Raw genomic sequence first — 18,364 nt, 5'->3', positions numbered from 1 at the left:
TTCCTCCTGCGTCCATTCTCGGACACGAAACTCACACAAACACTGGACTCCTACCCGGGGACCCAACCAGTACGACAGGACCTTGTTGCTGCTCGCGAGTCGGGAGCTTTCTGAATTGCGGCACGTTTGGATCGTTTCGAGGATCACGATGTCGCGGAGCAACACCGGGTTCGACGCCTTGCCACACTGACCGACTTGAGGATTCTCGACATCCTGGTCTGGTGGCTGGCTACAGCTACTGGTAAGCGAACTGCAATCTGTAGTAGGCGGGGCACGTATGAAGGCGACGGGCAGCCCACCCGGGCGACAGTATGCGTTGTGCTTGACCACGAGCGGCATCGATTCAGATATTGCGTTGAATATGCCTATTAAGTTCGAGCCCTGTATGTTGTCAACGTGGGGGAATCGAAACCTTGGGACGACGACGAGACACGTGCACTCGTGAGCGCTTATTTTTCTATGCTTGATCACGAAACACGTGGCAAGACCTACTCGAAGATTGCCCACAACAGACACGTGCAATCACTCACGGGGCGGAGCAAGGGCTCCGTAGAGTTCAAATTCTGCAATATTAGTCATGTGCTTGCCGAAGCCGGACTGCCATACGTCGTGGGCTACAAGCCGCGGAGCCACGTACAGGAAGCCTTACGCGCGGCCGTGCATGGTGAGCTGAGCGCAGGAAACAATCTATGCTCGAGCGGCGTCGAACCTCCAGTCCTTGGTGGCTTGGTGCTACCTTCGTCCGATACTCCCGGTATCGCTGCGCAGTCCGCCGCAGCCTTCAACGAAAGAGGCCCGTTGTCTGCATCAACCCCAGAAACGAATAACGGAAATTCTTGGGATGGCCTTGTCGGGCTGTGGGATCGGGCGACGGGGGGAACCGACGTCGCGGCACGACCGGACCACCCTGTGGATTCATCTTGGCCGACTTCGCTGCGTCCGGCCGGTGTGGAAGAGGCGTGTGAGTGGCTGAAGGCAGGCATATCTGCTGGGCAACCTCCCCGATTCCTGTTCCTAGTTGGAGGCCCCGGAGCGGGCAAGTCTCATGCCACGGCCCATGTGGTACAGGGTATGCGCCTAATGAGCGAGCTCGAAGAAGGACTGGCGCATCGAATTTACGACTACGAGGGGACGCTGTCCGATGTCGTCGTCGTGAACGACGCCACAATAAACCTTGATGGTTCCAATCGGGCACCACTAATGGCCGACATAAATCGCGTCGTCGGCATCTGCATGGAGGGGACTGTCCCTTTCCGTCCGCGCAATTTGATGGCCTGCGTAAATCGAGGCGTACTGGTTGAGGAAATGTCGGAGTCTCGGCTCCGTGATTCAGGGGACTGGACCGCGGGAGATGTACTGGTGCGCTGGCTGTACGGCTCCCCGCTGACGGACCCAGCCCAGTCGTCCTGGCAACTATCTGGCGTCGCCGGGCAGGACTTTGTTCGATCTGTCAGGCTGAGCTACGAGGGTGAGCACATCGCCAACATTGTGGCAGTGTTCGTTGACGAATGCTCTCTATTCGAGGAACGCCCGGGCATCAGCATCGGTGCCGACTCCAGAGTGTCCGCCGAGGAGTATCGAATTGCTCCCCTTACGCAGCGGCCAGAAATGGAAGCGTCGCACACTCCGGCAGCCGACTTGCTAGTAAACGTCTTGAAGGCGGTCGAAGACTGGGGATACGACACCGCAGAACAGGCGCGTGGGGTTCTAGTTGACCCTCTGGCAGCTAACTTGCAGTCACTCCGTTCTCCGCTGGTGCGTTCAGGGCTGTTGACCATTGCCCGAAGCGCTGAGCTAATGTCGGCAACCCGCATGACCTATCGGGAACTGTGGGGATTCCTGACGCGCGCCTTGGTTGGTGATGCACCATCCCGAATCCCTCGAGAACGTCTGGGCGAGTGGGTAATGGCGAACCAGCCATCAGGGTTGGGGGCGGAGGATGATTTTGAACGCATGCGAATCTTGTCCGGACTTAGGTTCAACCAGAGCATATTTGGTGCTGGGAAGCGATCCATAGCACCGGAGGGTTCAATGCGGGATCCCGTCCTGAAGCTACTCATTCCGGCAGACCCAGTAAGCGATGCCGTACCAGGATCGAACCCTGATGCTCCGGACCAAGGGTGGGCTACCCGTATCTCTGACGCTTTCGCCGTTCATGCCTCGGAAGGTACGCCGCTACAGAGCTTGCTTGATTCGGCACTCGAAGACGGTCCATTGCATGCTGTCGTGACGGACTTTGACTGGCGTCTCGACGAAAGCTTCGGTCAATTACTGCAGTTGCAACATCTCAAAGATGAGAAGCGATTGGAGGCCATTGGCTGGTATGGAGCCTACCTAACGCGCCTTTACGCTGTGTCTCACGGGATCAGTGCGTTTCGGCGTGAGGTAGACATGCTGATCAGGACCTGGGCGCAGTCCCCGCACCTTCCGGATGACCTGAAATCTCCGCTGCGTACCCTCATCCGGCCCAAGCGGAATCCTACTGAATCTGGCTCGTCGCTACTTCCGCTATTCGACAGTCGGACAGAACCAATTACCGGACGAACGGCGACGCCGAAGCTCGCTGTTCGCGTCAGGGAACCAGAACTTTCCACGGACAGGAAAGGACAGGGTGAGCAAGTCCTTCTGGTGATCGCGACGGACGGAACGACTATGAGCAAAGTGTCTTTGGACTTTCCGTTGATACGGGAGGCCTTGGCTTGCGTAGACGACCACATAGGCGTGACTGATCTCATTGATGTCACCGCACCCCGTTTGGAACGTGTTCGCGCATCCCGGCTTCTGTCGTCTCACCTACACGGGGCAGAGTTCTGCCTTGCCGATGGCGACCGTGAAGTCCAAATAACCCAGCGGTACATGAAGGAGTCTTGATGGACAGGGTTGCCGAAGCAAAACATCTCTTGCTCCCGTTTAATCGGCCCGAATACTTTTCGGTGCCCGAGGCCTTGCTTTCGGCACTTGCTTGGCGTGCCTACGAGATCGCATCAGACGCAGATGTGAGTAAGCCTGTCGGCCTGATGTACAAGGCCGATGCTAAGGAGACGCAGTACCTTTCGCTCCGGCCGACGAAGCCACAAGGCACTGCCGCGGAATCGCTTGGACATGGGCTCAAGAAACTATCCTTGAACACCGCTGCTTCAGATCTTGTTTTGGGTGAGGCTGTTGCATCCAGCGTCATGGGCATTCGAATCGAAAAAACGGGAAACCAACCCTCTAGTCCGATGACGCCTGCCCTTGCGCTGATGCAGGATCCACGTGGTGTCTTGGTGAAGAAGGGGCCACCCGACTTTGCGTCCATCATTGAAAGCCTCTTCACCGTTGGGCATGCCCCCGGGGGACCGGCGGTGTCCGCTACACAGCTATGGCTGCGTGCCGCGGACCGGCGGCTAGAGCTGGACCCACTGTTGAACGCGATTGATGCGTCCATGATGTCGACGGTCTTCGAAGATCGATGCACGCGACGTGGATCATTCCCCATTGCTGAAGACAGCGTCGATTGGTGTGGGTTCTATCCAGAAACCCCCTATGAGTGGTTTGCCAAGTCGTGGGCGGCCCTGACCTCGAAAGAATGGGTCGAGGCGCTTCCGGCTCGAGTCTGGGTCGACTGGGCAACCACTGTCCTGCGACTCGCAATGGGACTCGGATTCCTATGGGAATATGCGTGGTACGAGGCGCTGGGCGCCGCCATAATTCAGGACTCAGTACCTGAAACATTTCAAGAATTGCGAACCACGGTAAGGTCGCCGCTGCCTTGGCAATCGAGCCGATCCTCCATATCCGTGCGCGATGTTGGATCCACTATCAAATGGCGCATTTCGCGAGGTGAAAGGATCAGGAAGAGCCTCAAGGAGCGGTTGAATGAACTTGGGGGGCAGCAGGACGCCATGGAATTCCTGCGCAGCGCCGCCGAAAGTGACTTCAGGCGCTCATTGGCAGCCGAGGTTGCGGACAAGAAGGAAGCCGGAAAACTTGTCTGGGAGACCGTCAAATATGGCCTGCAGGTCCGCGAATCGAGTGGACCTTTCACTGACTACTACGGGATTCTAAAAACCCGTGGACGCCGGTACCTCGTAATCGATCCGGGCACAGAGTGGATTGCAGTTGTTGCCAGTCTCACCTGCGGGACGCCAGGGTCTCAGTGCAACGTCGGCGACGTATTGCGCGACCTAACGATATTAGGGATGCGGCCTGAGCTTGGCGACCTCGTGTCGTTGCTTGAGCGGGCCGGAATGGCGCGCGGCAGCGCAGACGCTGACCACGCAGTTATTGTCGAGAGCGCTTTCTAGGAGAATCATGGCGTCGATTTCATTGGGCAAAGTCCTCGGACGTGCCCTTGCAACAACCAACGGCCTCGTCCACGTTCACCTACCGGAGGGAATCGGGAGCGAGATAGCCGAGGAGATTGTTCGCTCGGCCAACACGGCCCGGCCGACGACACCGCCATTCGCCCTTCTAGTCACAGCAGGGAAACCCTCGCTTGACGATGTGAACTGTCCGCGGGTAATCCCCCAGCACACCATTCAGTACCGCCAGGGCGATCATTTGGCGGTCGTGTATGGGCGCCAACCCGACCTTTCATCGTTCGTTCAAGTTTTCCGCGAGGTCTTCGGCCAGAGCTTCCCGGAGCAGGCAGAAGGCGCAGTGGCTGTCCTCGAACTGTCAAACCAGATTGTCCATGAACTTGTCCGAGAGCTGGGGCTGGAAGGGCTGAGTGACAGCCAACGGGAACGCTGCTCCGAAATGGTTTCCTCCTGCCTCTCCACGCTTTCGACTGTTCATTCGCGGTCAGCGGACAGTGGACGGAGCTGGAACGCGGCCTGGTTTGCGCATGTCGACCGCGGAATCAGCAACCTGCTGGTAATACTGAACCACTTAAGGGCGACTGGTTCAGCTCTGGAGCTATCGGAGGCCTTAGCCAGGTATGTGTATGCCTGTTTCGCGCTGCCCAGACCAACTTCGGCAATGGCAAGATCGTTCGTGACCTCGGCTTCTGCGGCAGCAGCGCTGGGGGATTCCCTATCAGAGTGCTGGGGCGACGAGGAAACCTTCCGGATGAGCGCGGGACAGCTGGCTACTCGTCCAGAAGTAAAAGCGGTCGGGGGAAAACACGCCCTCGAGGATTTCGCTATTGACGACCTGGATGAGGCGGTGTCCCGTGAGGGCAACGCATGGTTGGGATTGGTCGATGTAATCGGAGCTTCCCCGGAGAACATAGAGCGCTTCTCGGAATTGACCGAGACACAGTTTAGGAGTCCTGCCCGCGAAGATATCGGTTCCTTGGCGATTGATATTTCGTTGGTGGGTGGAGGGTCACTCATGCTTGATCCTGAGCTCCCAGAAAGTCCCTTCCTCATTCCTTTGTCTTCGGATGGTTCTGCTGGTGGGCGGCAGCTCCAATCCGAGCTCTTGACGATTCGAATTCCAACTTTGGAGCGCATCGGACAAGATGTCGTTCGCTCCTCTCGGCTGACCATTCAAATTTTGCCTGCAAACATCGCAAATTGGGTGGGGAACGTGGAATTGGCAGAAGACGGCAGCCTGCTTGCCGTTGGCCGATTCGTCAAACCGCGCGGAAACGGACGCAGCGCAGCGCCATTTCGGCTGGTCTCACTCAAGGTTTCGCTGTCGACGAACGATTCGCTAGCGCCCTGGGTCCGGAGCGACCTGACCGCTAAGGGGTATGTCTTTTCCGGCATGCAGACTTTCCTGGTGGCAGCTCCGTTCAAGAAGTCGGGTGCCCTCGGGAAAATCTCGTACCTTGGGCCAACGGATTGGATCCCGTCCGCCAACCCCGATGAGCGAGAACAGGACTTCGCGGAGGAACTTCCGGACGTTCCGGGTGGTTACCAAGCGATGCTTTGGCACGCTGATGCCGCGGAGCAACCGCTCTTGGACGGTGTCGTGCTTAAGGGTCATCCCGTGCTCGCGGGGCTATTCCCACTACGTTTTGCGCCCACAGGCGACAACGAATTCGTGGCCAGTGGCACTACTTTCCGTGTGAGGCCTGTCGCAGCAGGAGGGGGCCACCAGTCCGCGCTCCTGGCTGCTGCAGTCAAGCAGCAAGTCGTCCCCGACAGGCCCAAACTAGCAACCGAGGGATCAGTCCGAGGGCAGGCTGAAGCGTTCTATGCCAGTCGTCTAGTTGCAGGGGACGATTCCATCATCGCGGCGCTTGGCCACATCATGATGCCGAGCAATGAGTCGACGCGCGTCGCGGACGCGCGACCCCAGGACCGCGGCTCAATTCTGATGCCGGATGCCGCGCGAATTGCTCTGGATAGGGTTAGCTACTTTGAGCTGGAACAAGACTTTGTAAATGGCGCCGAGGCGGAAAGGTTCCGAGACGCATTTCGGGCCCTGAATCTGGGTGACCTTCTCCTGAGGCAGGACGTACGCGGTGAGGGAGTTGATTTTGAATGGCCATCGCGGACGTCCTGGCGATCTCTCTGGGGCTCCGCGGCCTTGGGGGAATACTTGGATGCCTACACGCAACTCGTTGACGCTGCCCGCGCAACAGGAAGGGACGAGAACGTCTTCTGGGCGGCTTATCCGATGTCAGTCAGCGTTTGGGATGTCAGAGGCGACGAAGGTTGTCAGGCAGTGCTCCTGAGCCCCCTCCATCCTCTAAGGCTGACATGGCTAGCTGGTGCCGAGCATGTACTTTTCGAAGCCGAGAACTCAGTGCAACATGCAGGCTCGATCGAAGGCTGGAACCTCCCACTCGTTGGCCCTGGCGAGTCAAGCTCTGGACGGATGCTAGCGGTTCCCACGGACTCCGGGGAGGACCAAATATTCCTGGGCTGGTCCATGATGCTGCCTCCCGGTAAGTCAAGGCCCCGGCGGCTATCTCCGCCGGATCGGATTGGAAATGCCGTAACACCGGGAACGGCAGTAAGTGGACTTAACGCAACAGCGGTTGATGCGGCTCTGAGATCCTTCCGCAGGATGCATCCCCACATCACGACACTGACAGTGGACTTGCACGCTCATGACCGTCAGATACGCCTCACCGAAATCGATGACTCGGTCCTAGCCGTCGCGGAGGAATGGGGCAAGGACGAGACTGGGCGGCTGGTGGGCGGCGTAAGGGTGCTCGACTCCGTGATGCGCGAGGGCCCTGTTCCCCGGGACGCGGTCACGAGGCTAGTTCGTGACAACCGCGACATGCTGTTGACCTGGTCCCGGTACGCCCCACGCCCGGGTTCAAAGGTCTGGTGCAACATACGGCTACTGCAAGACTCAGGCACAACGGTCCGAGTGGGGGACGGTGGGCAGGCCCACGGTGTGCTGGGAAACGTGCCCCTTCGGCGATTCGAAAGCAACCTGAATCGGCTGACGGAGAGGCGGCTGAGCCTGAGCCATCCTGCGGTTCCCGGCGAAATGGGGTGGGTCTCCTTTAGCCGCGCCCTCGAAGCGTGTGAGTCCGACGATTCTGCTCCTGTCGTTGAAGCCGGGATGATGCGACGTGATGTAGCGGACGTAACGGCAGACTGGACAGTGATGGGAGAGTCGTTTCTCAGTCCCGCGATCATGGCTGAGCTGATGGATGCGCACGGTGAAGGTGCGCGCATGCTGTGGGAGTGGCGTCCGCCGGTCTTCGAGCGCTCCGCGGATGTTCCATTTATGGAACGGCGTCCCTTTGTAGCCATCGCCAAAGTCCCAGATAGCTTTGGGCATCAACTTGAAAGTCTCCTGACGAAAGCGACCGGGCAAGAGAATTCGTCTGCCCTCAAAGCTTTAGTCATGTCGAGACTTGGCAGCCGTGGAGTTGGCTTATCCTCGCTGCTCTCCATGGGCGGCACGCATGTGGCAGGCGCACTCGGATTCTTCCTCACATTTGGCCTTTTCGACAGGGCGGCTTCCGGGACAACCAACCGATTCGTTCTTCCGATTGATGCCGCCGACTACTTCCTGCGCACTCTTTCTGGTCAGGCGAACCATGGCCTGCACCAGCGTAGAGCTGACTTGCTTTTCATAGAGATGGACGAAAACCAGATTGTCCTTTCTCCGGTAGAGATCAAATGCTACGGCCTCAAAGGTGAATCGATCGGTTCCACACTTCCAAGCCCAGACTCGGCGGCGTTAAAGGAACCTCTTGCGCAGCTTGAAGCCAGCCATCGCCTTTTGAAAGGCATTGAGCACAGGGCTGCTGAAGTTGTGGGCGCCGACAGAGTGATCTGGATGAACAGCTTGGCCACACTGGTGGAGACAGCGGCGCGCCTCAACCATATTCTTGCCGGTTCACCGAAAGACTTCGCCAGCCGTTTATCGGCCTTGGTGGATGGCCAAATGAAAGTCCGCGTAGGTAGGCCGCTCCTCACGTACCTGCAACATGGCGCGACGACGTCCACGGGTGACGCCTTCTATGCTGGCAAGGTCGGCAGCGAGGAATTCCAAGTTGGGGCGTTGATCGCCGATACCGCGACAGTATTTGAGGGTTTGGACACAGTCGATCAGCGCGCGGTTATCGAGGGCTGGTGCGATCTGGTCGACTGGTCTGCGGCCGAACCAGCCAATGAGGATCTTCCCGCGCAGGGCAGTTCGGATGAAGACCCGATCGATCCGGATGACAGGCAGGCACGAGCCGCAGGCCACGATGCGGCCGATCCGGAGGCAGAGCCCGTCAGCACCAGAGGCCAGCAGGAACCACCTGGATCCTTCAGGGTTGATGCTGAAACCGAGTCCGAGACTGACGGGTCAGAACCAGGCCTGCCCGTTGACGTGGAGGCGGACTACCGTGCCGGTATTGCCGGGGATGGGGTCCGCATCAAGGTTGGCAGCCTCTTGGGTTCTGTTGGCAAAACTGAAGTTGATTTTTGGCCAAGCACAACGAACCTCAATCAAATGAATGTCGGAATCGTCGGTGATTTGGGAACGGGTAAGACCGAACTGGTTAAGGCGCTGATCTCCCAGATCCGGGAGCAGGCCCGCGAAAAGCAGCCTTCTGAATCGACGTCCATGCTGATTTTCGATTACAAGGGGGACTTCCAGAAGGAAGAGTTCGTAAGTCGAGTCGGCGGTGTTGTCTTGGAACCACACCAGATACCAGTGAACATTTTCATGCCGGTGACCGGCGAGCATTCAAAGTTGCCCTACCAACAGGCGGCGGCCTTCGTGGACGTGCTCCGGAAGATCTACAGGGGCGTGGGTCCGGTCCAAGCTAGCCTCTTGAACGAGGCCGTCAGGGAGCTCTATCAGCAGAACGACAATAGGCCACCAACACTCGCGGAGGTGAGGGTTGCGTACCTGGAGAAGTCGGGCAATCCAGATTCCGTGTCATCCATACTCGACAGCTTTGTTCTTAGCCAGATCTTCAGCGCCGACAGGGGAGTTCTAAAGCCGTTTGGGGAACTGCTCGAAGGCAAAGTGCTGATTGTCGCGCTGGACCGGCTGGGGCAGGACCAAAGCGCCAAGAACGCCCTTGTCGCCCTGTTCTTGAACCTGTATTACGACAACATGCTGAGGACGAAGAAGCCGCCGTTTCAGGGGGTCGCTCCCAACCAGCTGCGATATTTGAAGTCGTTTCTTTTGGTTGACGAGGCAGTCAACATCATGCGCTACGACTTCCAGGTCCTCATGGATCTGATGCTGCAGGGTCGGCAGTTCGGATATGGAGTGATGTTGGCGTCCCAATATCTGTCGCACTTCAAGGAAGGCCGCGAGAACTACGGACAGCCACTACGGACGTGGTTCATCCACAAGGTGCCATCGGTAAGCGGACGGGAGCTTGCTTCCCTGGGCCTGCCTGACCTTTCACAGGATGTACCCAGACGCATCCCCGAACTGCGCCAACACCAGGTCTTTTACAAATCCCTAGGGTATGACGAAGGCCGGTTCGTTCGTGTGGTGCCCTACTATGAGCGGTACGGGCTTTGACAAGTAGAGGAACGCTGCGCCGTGCCCAAGGAAGGGGTAGCTCTGGCACAATGTATCAGTGATGAAGTTCGTTGACCTGTTCTCGGGTTGTGGTGGTCTCTCGTTGGGCATGGAACGGGCGGGGGGCGACCTTGTCGCGGCCGTTGAGAAGTCAGATATGGCCGCTCGAACCTTTTTCCATAACTATGTCGCGGATGCGGCCGATCTGCGTGTCTGGCAGCAGTACCTGCAGCGCAGCCTCCGACGTCAGTTCGAAGGCAAGGTGTTGGTGACTGAGCTGGCCAACGTGCTCGCCGATAGGGACCTCATCGAGAGATTCAAAGAACGGGATCTCGATGCCGTGGTTGGCGGGCCTCCTTGCCAAGGGTTCTCTCTGGCCGGTCGTAGGCGTAAGGACGACTTACGGAACCGCCTTGCCTGGGAATACCTTGACTTCGTGGAACGTACCGAGCCCAAAGCGGTCGTAATTGAGAACGTTGTTGGCATGAGCCAGAGCTTCGTGAAGGGCGAAGAGTCCTCTTTTTCCCAGCTGCAGGCCGCCCTGACCAACATCGGATCTGGATACGTTGTGCAAGCCGTTCGTGTGAATGCTGTCCACTACGGAGCCCCCCAGTTCCGTCCCAGACTCATGCTAATTGCGCTTCGGAGCGACGTTGCGAAAAAACTACGGATATTGGCGACGCCTGGGATTTGGAAATCAGACTTCGTGGATCTTGTGGGCGATGTCCCGCCCCTAGCGCCTGTTCCCACCACCATGTCGGGTCGTGCATTCTCTATCCGTGATGCCATCTCCGATCTAGGCGGTTGGGAGGCTGCGGACGCCGGCAGGAACGGGGAGTACCTAGCCGGACTGAGGCAAGCGGAGGAGGCCGTACGTCCCAAACGCCGTGAAATTTCAACGGACCCCCCGAACCAGACGCCCAGACGCCACACGGATATTGTGGTTACGAGGTTCTCGTTCTATCGGATGTTGCACAGTTATGGCATTGACCAGAGGCTGCTCAGCCAAATGAGCTCCTTGGACCCGGAGGGTCAGAAATCGACTGCGAAGCGTGCATTGGCGAATGTCGAGTTTCCGCTGGATCTCCAGTGTTCGACGCGGCCTCCAGCTGCAAGGACTATCCGCTCCTTGGACGAGCTGGTGGAACTCGGTGTTGAGCTTATTACGCGGAAGCACAGTCAGAAGGTGCTCAGTGCCAGCGAACCGAGCCGAACCGTCGTGACCCTGCCGGACGACTATGTTCATCCCATGCAGTCCCGGATCTTTACGGTTCGAGAGCTTGCGCGTTTCCAAGGCTTTCCTGATTCATTCGAGTTTCTCGGTAGGGAAACGACTGGCGCGCATCGGCGGAAGTTGGAAGTACCCCAGTACACCCAGGTGGGGAATGCGGTATCACCATGGCAATCGTTTGCAGTGGGCGGCCTACTCTCGGGGCTGCTGGCAGAGTATCGGGGAATCAAGGCGTCTGAATAGCTGCCCGGATTATCGTCCAGCTTCAGCGTCACGGGAGGGCGCGGCCACTGGCCTGTCTGGTCAACCGCCAGCTACAGCGTCCGCGTGTGGTCGGAGCGGAACTAAAATTTAGACATGGCTGACTTCATGAGCCCTGAACAGCGAAGTGCCCACATGGCAAAAATCCGTTCCAAGGATACAAAGCCAGAGATCATGTTACGGCGAATTTTGCATCGCGACGGGCTTCGGTACCGCCTCCACGATCGCCGGTTGCCCGGAAAGCCAGACTTAGTATTCGCCGGGCGCAGGAAGGTCATCTTTGTCAACGGGTGCTTTTGGCACGGGCATGACTGTCCGGTGGGATCACGCCTACCGAAAAGCAACACTGAGTTCTGGGCTGAAAAGCGACTGCAAAATCAGGAACGGGACGCCAAGCAGCGCGTCCAGTTGGTTGATCAGGGTTGGGGCTACCTAGACGTTTGGGAATGTGAAGTGTTGGCCGGCGAGGACCTCGTCCGTCATGTCAGGCTCTTCTTGGACGATTGAATGACTGATGACGTTCAACGGTCGACAAAAGTCTTGAGAAAGGCAGATTTGTTAGCCCAACCGAAGGGGAACGCGAACGAAAAGCAGGGTCACGGACCACTATGGAAGTTGATCAATTTGGATGAACTTCGTTGATCTCCGGTGCCTGCTTCACGTTGCGCCTCTGTCCCTTACAGCCCCGCCCGCCGGTTCCGCGCCTGCCGCAGCAACTGCCTGAAGCCATAGACGAATACGGCCTCGATCAGCACCAACAGTCCGAGCAGCAGCCACTCGCCCTGGCCGGCGAACACGATCGCGCCGATCAGGACGGGCGTCGTTCCAAGGGCCAGGGCATAGATGGCGAAGCCGAGGGCCACCCTGGCGCTGCGCACGCCCGTGCGGAAGCCAAAGCCCTGGGGCTCACCGCCGGGGTACCCCTCCACGCGGTCCGGGCCCGCGGGCTTGAGATTGTCGAACTCAGCCCAAAGGTCATGATCCTGATCGGTCATGAATCCATTATCCCGCGCTCGCCGGACAGCGTCCCGGTCTCCACGGGGAGAGATCAACACCCACGCTCACCCTCAGCAATCCGCCCCGCCACGTACTCCGCATCGATCCCCACGCCGCCCACCAGCGAGGAGTAGTGCCTGGTCAGCCACGGCAGCCCCACTGCATACAGCCCTGGAACCTCCGTGACGCCGCCGACGTGCCGGGGGTAGCCCCATTCGTCCAGCACGGGGATGTCCACGAAGCCCAGGTCCAGCCGGTAGCCCGTGGCCCACAGCACGGACGTGATGCCGGCATCAGCCAGATTCAGCCGAACAGGCTCATCCGGCAGCCAGTCATCAACCGGCGAGACTGCCTCCTCGGGCGCGTCGATCCCGGCGGCCGCAATGTACGCGTCGATCGCCCGCCCCACCCGCTGGCTGAACCCGGCCTCAACGGCAGCCAAGCGTTCGGGGAGGTCGTCGCTGAAGGTGAGCTCGCCGTCGTCGGCTGCTTCAAGGTGACCGTGCAGGTGCATGCCGCGGCGGCCCAGATCCCGGAGGTGGAGGTCGTGGCCGCCGTCGGTGCCGGAGAGCAGGGGGTTGCACGCGAAGCGCGCGGCGGGCGAGGGCAGCTGCTCCCGGGTGAGGGCGTTCACCCCGAGCTCGGGCCCGTGCTTGGCGACCTCCAGCATCCAATAGATGAGGTCGCGGCCGCGGTACCGGCGCGGCGCCTCGGGGCACGTGGACACCGCCAGGTGCACCTCGCGGCCGGCCGCGTGCAGTTCCTCGGCGATCTGCCCGCCCGACTGCCCCGTCCCCACGATCAGCACGACACCGTCCGGCAGCTGCCCCGGATTGCGGTAGTGGTGCGTGTGACGCTGGACGATGTTCGCTGGAATGCCGGCGGCCAGGGGCGGGATTTTGGGCACCTGGTAGGCGCCGCTCGCCAGCACCACGTTCCGCGCCCGCCACGTCCCCTGCGACGTCTCAACGCTGAAGCCGCCCGGCGGCGACGCCGCTACCCGCGTCACGTCCACGCCCGTGCGGACCGGCGCGCCGATCACCTGCACGTACCGCCGGAAGAGCTCCACTACGGCATCGCGCGGCATGAACGCCTCCGGCTCCGGCCCGTCATACGGCATCCCCGGCAGGTCCAGCGTGAAGTTGGGCGTGTTCATGAAGAACCCGTCCCAGCGGTCCTGGAACGCACCACCCATCGCGGGGCGCCGTTCCAGCACAACATGCCCGACGCCGGCCCGGCCGAGCCAGTAGCTCGTCGCAAGTCCCGCTTGGCCGCCGCCGATGACGAGGGTGTCCATGGCCCGAAGGGGTTCCATGGACAAAGACTCTACGCCTCACGGAGGCCTTGCGGGCCGGCTACGTCCCCGGCGTCAACACTCCCACGCCGGCGTCCACGGCGGCGGCGAGCAGCTCGGCGTCGTACGCCACCAAGACGTCAGTCTGGAGCCTGATCGCTGTGGCCAGGTGGATGGCATCGGCGCTCCGCAGCCGGCCGGGCAGCGCGGCGGCGTAGAGGAGATCGGAACGTGCCACGTCCACGAGGTTGATACTGCCCAGGACCGTGTTCACCAGCTCGCCGGGGATCCCTCGCCGCCGCGCAGCGCAGTGCAGTTCGGTGTAAAGAAGCATGGACGCGAGCAGACGCCCGCCCTGCCCGGCTGCCGTTGTGAGGTACTCCGCGACGGCCTCCGACTCCGGCTCCTCCACCACAAGCTTGAGAACCGCCGAGGTGTCCACGTAGATGATCAACGGTCACCGCGCAGATCGGCCAGCATATCCTCCGTGCTCGTCACGCTCTTGATGCGCGGCAGGATGCGGAAATCGACAGGGTCTTGGGCCGCCGCTCGGACGCTGCCGGACAGCAGCGCGCGCTCGAACGGCGAAGCCGACGGCGGTATCAGTGTGGCGGCGATTTCACCGTTGTTGGTGACATCGATGGTTTCGCCGTTCTTGACGCGCTCCAAAATCTTGCTGCTGTTGTTGCGGAGCTCGCGGTGCGGAATGGTTGTCATGGCTGCCTCCGTAGCAATTGTAGCAAATCGGCCTGCGCAGCTTAGCCTTCAGCAACCCGCCCGGCAGCTCGCCCCCAGTGCTCGCGCAGCATGGCTGCGAGCCGTTCAGGTTCGATCCGGTGCGGGGGATCGAAATGGTGACGGTCCTGGAACACCTCAAGCCGGAAGTCCGGGAACACCGAGGACAAACGATCCGCAACCTCGCCGTAGTCGTCCGGGTTGCTCAGCCCGCCGAGCGCGAAGAACACAGGCCGGCGGAAGGCCGCCAGCCGCCCACGGTCCAGATCGTAGTTCTCGAACGTCCGCAGGAACGCCCTGATCCCCGCCGGCCGCTTGGCCATCCACGGCGGCGGGTCACCCTGCGGCGGAGGCGCAAGGACGACGTCGGGCTTCACCCCCAGCCGCATGAAACCGGCCATGAACTGCCCTGGTGGCAAGGCGTCCAGGGCGTTGTAGTCCTGCCACAACCTCGCATGGGCGGGGCTCCAGCCCCAGTTTCCGGCCCAGGCCGGCTCCAGCAACGCCAGGCTGAGCAGCCGGTGCGGGTGCTTCGCGGCGAAGGCAAGGGCCGCAGCCCCGCCGCCCGAATAGCCCAGCAGATGGAACGTCTCCCAGCCCCGGGCGTCGGCTTCCCTCAGGACGCCATCAACCTCGGTGTCCAAGGTCCAGCCGTCCGGTGGCTCATCGCCGTCGTACAGCTCGAGGTCCTTCGCGACCGCGTCGACGTCCGGCCCCAAAGCCTCGATCAGCGCGTCATACGCCAGGTGGGCGGGGAGGACGCTCCCGGGAAGAAGAATGGCCCGAATGGGTTCCATGGACAAGACTTTACGCCTGATGGTCGCCTGGCGTGCCGGGCTGGCCCTTTCCTGGGAGGCATGCCAGACTGTCCGGAACCCCCACAGGACAGGTTCCAGCGACTGGGGGTCCGTCGCAATACTTCACCCATCACGGCGGCTCTACAACGCGCCGCCGTGGCGTTAAGAGGAGAGCAGTGATGACAGGAAACAAAGCCGTTGCCTACAAGGAACCCGGCAAGGTCGAACTGATCGACATCGACTATCCAACTTTCGAACTTAAGGACGGCCCGGGCGTCAACCCGGCGAACGTGGGGCGCGCGGTACCGCACGGCGTCATCCTCAAGACCGTGGCCACCAATATCTGCGGTTCGGACCAGCACATGGTCCGCGGGCGCACCACGGCGCCGTCCAACCTGGTGCTGGGGCACGAGATTACCGGGGAGGTGGTTGAAGTGGGGCCCGGCGTCGAGTTCATCAAAGTGGGGGACATCTGTTCGGTGCCCTTCAACATCTCCTGCGGCCGGTGCCGGAACTGCAAGGAACGCAAGACTGGCATCTGCCTGAACGTCAATCCGGACCGCCCGGGCAGCGCCTACGGCTACGTGGACATGGGCGGCTGGGTAGGAGGCCAGGCCAACTACGTGCTGGTCCCGTACGCCGACTGGAACCTGCTGAAGTTCCCGGACAAGGACCAAGCCCTGGAGAAGATCTTGGACCTGGCCATGCTCTCGGACATCTTCCCCACAGGCTTCCACGGCGCCGTGACTGCCGGGGTGGGCGTGGGCTCCACCGTGTACGTGGCAGGTGCCGGGCCCGTTGGACTGGCAGCGGCCACCAGTGCGCATCTGCTGGGTGCCGCCGTCGTGATTGTCGGTGACATGAATGCGGACCGGCTGGCCCAGGCGCGCAGCTTCGGCTGCGAAACCATTGACCTGAGCAAGGGCGGGCCGGCGGAGCAGATCGAGCAGATCCTGGGTGTTCCGGAGGTGGACTGCGGGGTTGACGCGGTGGGCTTCGAGGCCCGCGGCCACGGCCACGACGCCAAGGAGGCGCCCGCAACAGTGCTGAACTCGCTGATGGAGATCACCGCGGCCGGCGGGGCCCTGGGCATTCCCGGGCTGTACGTCACCGGGGATCCCGGCGGCGTGGACGAGTCCGCCAAGAAGGGGGCGCTCAGCCTGAGCCTGGGCACCGGCTGGGCGAAGTCGCTGAGCTTCACCACGGGGCAGTGCCCGGTGATGAAGTACAATCGGCAGTTGATGATGGCCATCCTGCATGACAAGGTGAGCATCGCCAAGAACGTCAACGCCAAGGCGATCAGCCTGGAGGATGCGCCCAAGGGCTATGCCGAGTTCGACGCTGGCGCGGCCACCAAGTACGTCCTCAACCCCAACGGTTACCTCAGCTAAGAGGACCCGGGCAAAGCCCGGCGTCGGGCGCTGAGTTAAGGCCCGACGTCGGGCGCTCGCCCATGGTGGTCGCCGGCGCCGCTGCCGGCCGTGCCATCCGCGCCGCGAGGTCCTAACTGTAGTCACCTACCCGTCGAAACCCCCGTCCGAGTAGACTCGGACGGGGGTTTCGACGGTGTCCTTGACGGAAGCTACCCCTGCGCCACCAGCCCGGCACGCCGTCCTGGATCGCGAAGGAGGCCTTCGTGCGGACGGGGGATCCCGGCGTCGTGACGTAGTCCAGCACGCGGAATTCGGCTACGCGGAAGTCGGCGGTGAGCGCGTCCTTGGTCATCTTCGTGTTCACGTACCCGCGCGAGTCGTTGTAGATCTTCAGGTACAGGTTGACGCAAGATAACCCTATGAAAAAAATTGCAATAGCTAGTTTCGCGGCGCTAGTTATGGGGTTTGGCGCAATCACCTTCGCAGTCCCAGGCAACGCAGCGACCCGGTCCTCAGGCATCGCGGGGCAAATCATGGTTAAATTCCGCGACAATGGCGCGGCAGCCGGCGTGCTCCGCCAGCATGGCCTCAGCCAGGGCGCTGGTATCGGCAGCACCGGCGCTCACCTCATCAAAGTGCCGGCTGGCAAAGAATCTCAACTCATCGAAGCCTTGAGCCGGAACCCGGCGGTTGAGTACGCCGAGCCGGACGAGCTCGTTACTGCCGCTACAGCTGACCAGTATTTCGATCGCCAGTACGCACTGCACAACGTTGGTCAGTCATTCACCAACACCTCCGGTACGCTGACTGTGGCCGGGGGCATAGTGGACGCTGATGTGGACGCCGTCGAAGCGTGGAGCATCACCAAGGGTAGCGGCATTAGGGTCGCTGTTCTCGATACGGGTGTCGCAAGCGGCCACGATATTCCAAGCGACCCCGTCCCAAGCGACAACCGCGACCTCGAATCAAAGGTTGTTGCACGGGCCAACTTCAGTACTGCGGCAACCGGCAAAGACAATTACGGCCACGGCACCCACGTCGCCGGCATCGTTGCCGCCACCGCCGACAACACGATCGGCGTCGCCGGTGTCTGCCCGGAGTGCACGATCCTGGATGGCAAAGTTCTCAATGACAGCGGGTCGGGCTCCACATCAGCCATTGCAAACGGCATCAACTGGGCCGTCAACAATGGTGCCAAGGTCATCAACATGAGCCTCGGACAGAGCTTCCCTTCACGCACCCTCGAAACTGCCGTCAATAACGCATGGAAGGCCGGTGTGGTGATAGTTGCCGCAGCCGGCAACGGCGGTACTCAGGCCAAGTTCTACCCAGGCGCATACCGCAACGTTATTGCGGTGGCGGCAACCGACAACAGGGATGCCAAAGCATCCTTCTCAAGCTACGGCGCCCAGTGGGTTGATGTCGCAGCGCCGGGTGTCAACGTCTTCTCGACCTTCCCGAACCACCCCTTCGTCCTGGATAGGACGAACGACACGAATCCGCTGAACGACCGCTCCCAGGGCTATGACATCGCCAGCGGTACCTCGATGGCTTCACCTATCGTCGCTGCTGTTGCCGCGCTTGCCTGGAGTTCGCATCCTGGCACCACGAACGCATTGGTCCGTGATGCGGTCGAATTAACCGCCGACAACATTGGCGGCACCGACACCTACTGGGAACATGGCCGCGTAAACGCATACAACGCCGTCCGGTAGCCACTGTCCTTTGCTTTGACGCGCCGACTTCGCGCGCGCGGTCCACCCAAATCCTCCCGCAAAGAGTGCGTCGCTAGCGTCTCGAT

The 18,364-nt window shown here is 60.7% G+C and carries 12 protein-coding genes and 1 pseudogene; 7 read left to right on the top strand and 6 right to left on the bottom strand.

Translation table 11 applies throughout. The features are described 5' to 3' along the window. Window positions 1–1,080 precede the first annotated feature (1,080 nt). The 5 genes from J1902_RS01320 to J1902_RS01300 all read left to right on the top strand — a co-directional run bounded on the left by J1902_RS01320 (window position 1,081) and on the right by J1902_RS01300 (window position 11,875). Window positions 1,081–2,871: a hypothetical protein gene (locus J1902_RS01320; RefSeq protein WP_207614380.1), complete on the top strand. Its 1,791-nt coding sequence runs from the start codon at window positions 1,081–1,083 to the stop codon at window positions 2,869–2,871. Next, a complete protein-coding gene (locus J1902_RS01315; protein ID WP_207614379.1) occupies window positions 2,871–4,286 on the top strand; it encodes a hypothetical protein in 1,416 nt (471 codons plus the stop codon). The genes J1902_RS01320 and J1902_RS01315 overlap by 1 nt, the downstream gene beginning before the upstream one ends. A gap of 355 nt (window positions 4,287–4,641) precedes the next feature. Next, entirely contained in the window at window positions 4,642–9,876 is a 5,235-nt protein-coding gene (locus J1902_RS19775; protein WP_207614378.1) for an ATP-binding protein, read from the top strand. A 61-nt stretch (window positions 9,877–9,937) separates the two neighbouring features. Beyond that, the gene (locus tag J1902_RS01305; protein WP_207614377.1) at window positions 9,938–11,350 is read left to right on the top strand and encodes a DNA cytosine methyltransferase; all 1,413 of its coding nucleotides are present in this window, start codon (window positions 9,938–9,940) and stop codon (window positions 11,348–11,350) included. A gap of 114 nt (window positions 11,351–11,464) precedes the next feature. Then, complete coding sequence (locus J1902_RS01300; RefSeq protein ID WP_207614376.1) at window positions 11,465–11,875, top strand: very short patch repair endonuclease; 411 nt, start codon at window positions 11,465–11,467, stop codon at window positions 11,873–11,875. A 170-nt stretch (window positions 11,876–12,045) separates the two neighbouring features. Here the strand turns inward: J1902_RS01300 and J1902_RS01295 are convergent, their stop codons facing one another. From J1902_RS01295 to J1902_RS01275, 5 genes are read right to left on the bottom strand one after another with little or no spacing between them, the layout of a single operon-like run. Next, a complete protein-coding gene (locus J1902_RS01295; protein WP_207614375.1) occupies window positions 12,046–12,363 on the bottom strand; it encodes a hypothetical protein in 318 nt (105 codons plus the stop codon). 53 nt (window positions 12,364–12,416) lie between these two features. After that, the gene (locus J1902_RS01290) at window positions 12,417–13,679 is read right to left on the bottom strand and encodes a flavin-containing monooxygenase (RefSeq protein ID WP_207614374.1); all 1,263 of its coding nucleotides are present in this window, start codon (window positions 13,677–13,679) and stop codon (window positions 12,417–12,419) included. 40 nt (window positions 13,680–13,719) lie between these two features. Then, a complete protein-coding gene (locus tag J1902_RS01285; protein ID WP_207614373.1) occupies window positions 13,720–14,112 on the bottom strand; it encodes a type II toxin-antitoxin system VapC family toxin in 393 nt (130 codons plus the stop codon). After that, window positions 14,109–14,375, bottom strand: coding sequence for a type II toxin-antitoxin system Phd/YefM family antitoxin (locus tag J1902_RS01280; protein ID WP_207614372.1), 267 nt, complete (start codon window positions 14,373–14,375; stop codon window positions 14,109–14,111). Before J1902_RS01280 ends, J1902_RS01285 begins: the two co-directional genes overlap by 4 nt. Window positions 14,376–14,416: 41 nt before the next feature. Further along, the gene (locus J1902_RS01275) at window positions 14,417–15,190 is read right to left on the bottom strand and encodes an alpha/beta fold hydrolase (protein ID WP_207614371.1); all 774 of its coding nucleotides are present in this window, start codon (window positions 15,188–15,190) and stop codon (window positions 14,417–14,419) included. 179 nt (window positions 15,191–15,369) lie between these two features. Here J1902_RS01275 and fdhA point away from each other — a divergent pair, with 179 nt between their 5' ends. Continuing rightward, window positions 15,370–16,581, top strand: coding sequence for a formaldehyde dehydrogenase, glutathione-independent (gene fdhA, locus J1902_RS01270; protein WP_207614370.1), 1,212 nt, complete (start codon window positions 15,370–15,372; stop codon window positions 16,579–16,581). A gap of 208 nt (window positions 16,582–16,789) precedes the next feature. Here the strand turns inward: fdhA and J1902_RS19210 are convergent. After that, a pseudogene (locus J1902_RS19210) lies at window positions 16,790–16,966 on the bottom strand (alkaline phosphatase D family protein); the annotation flags it as partial. A gap of 16 nt (window positions 16,967–16,982) precedes the next feature. Between J1902_RS19210 and J1902_RS01265 the strand changes: the two are divergent. Continuing rightward, window positions 16,983–18,278 (top strand): S8 family serine peptidase, encoded by a 1,296-nt coding sequence (locus tag J1902_RS01265; RefSeq protein ID WP_207614369.1) that lies wholly within the window; start codon window positions 16,983–16,985, stop codon window positions 18,276–18,278. Window positions 18,279–18,364: the final 86 nt, after the last annotated feature.

The sequence above is a fragment of the Arthrobacter cavernae genome, assembly GCF_017368795.1.
Classification (GTDB): domain Bacteria; phylum Actinomycetota; class Actinomycetes; order Actinomycetales; family Micrococcaceae; genus Arthrobacter; species Arthrobacter cavernae.
The sequence above is the reverse complement of the archived record's forward strand: the minus strand, read 5'-3'. Positions and strand labels throughout refer to the sequence as shown.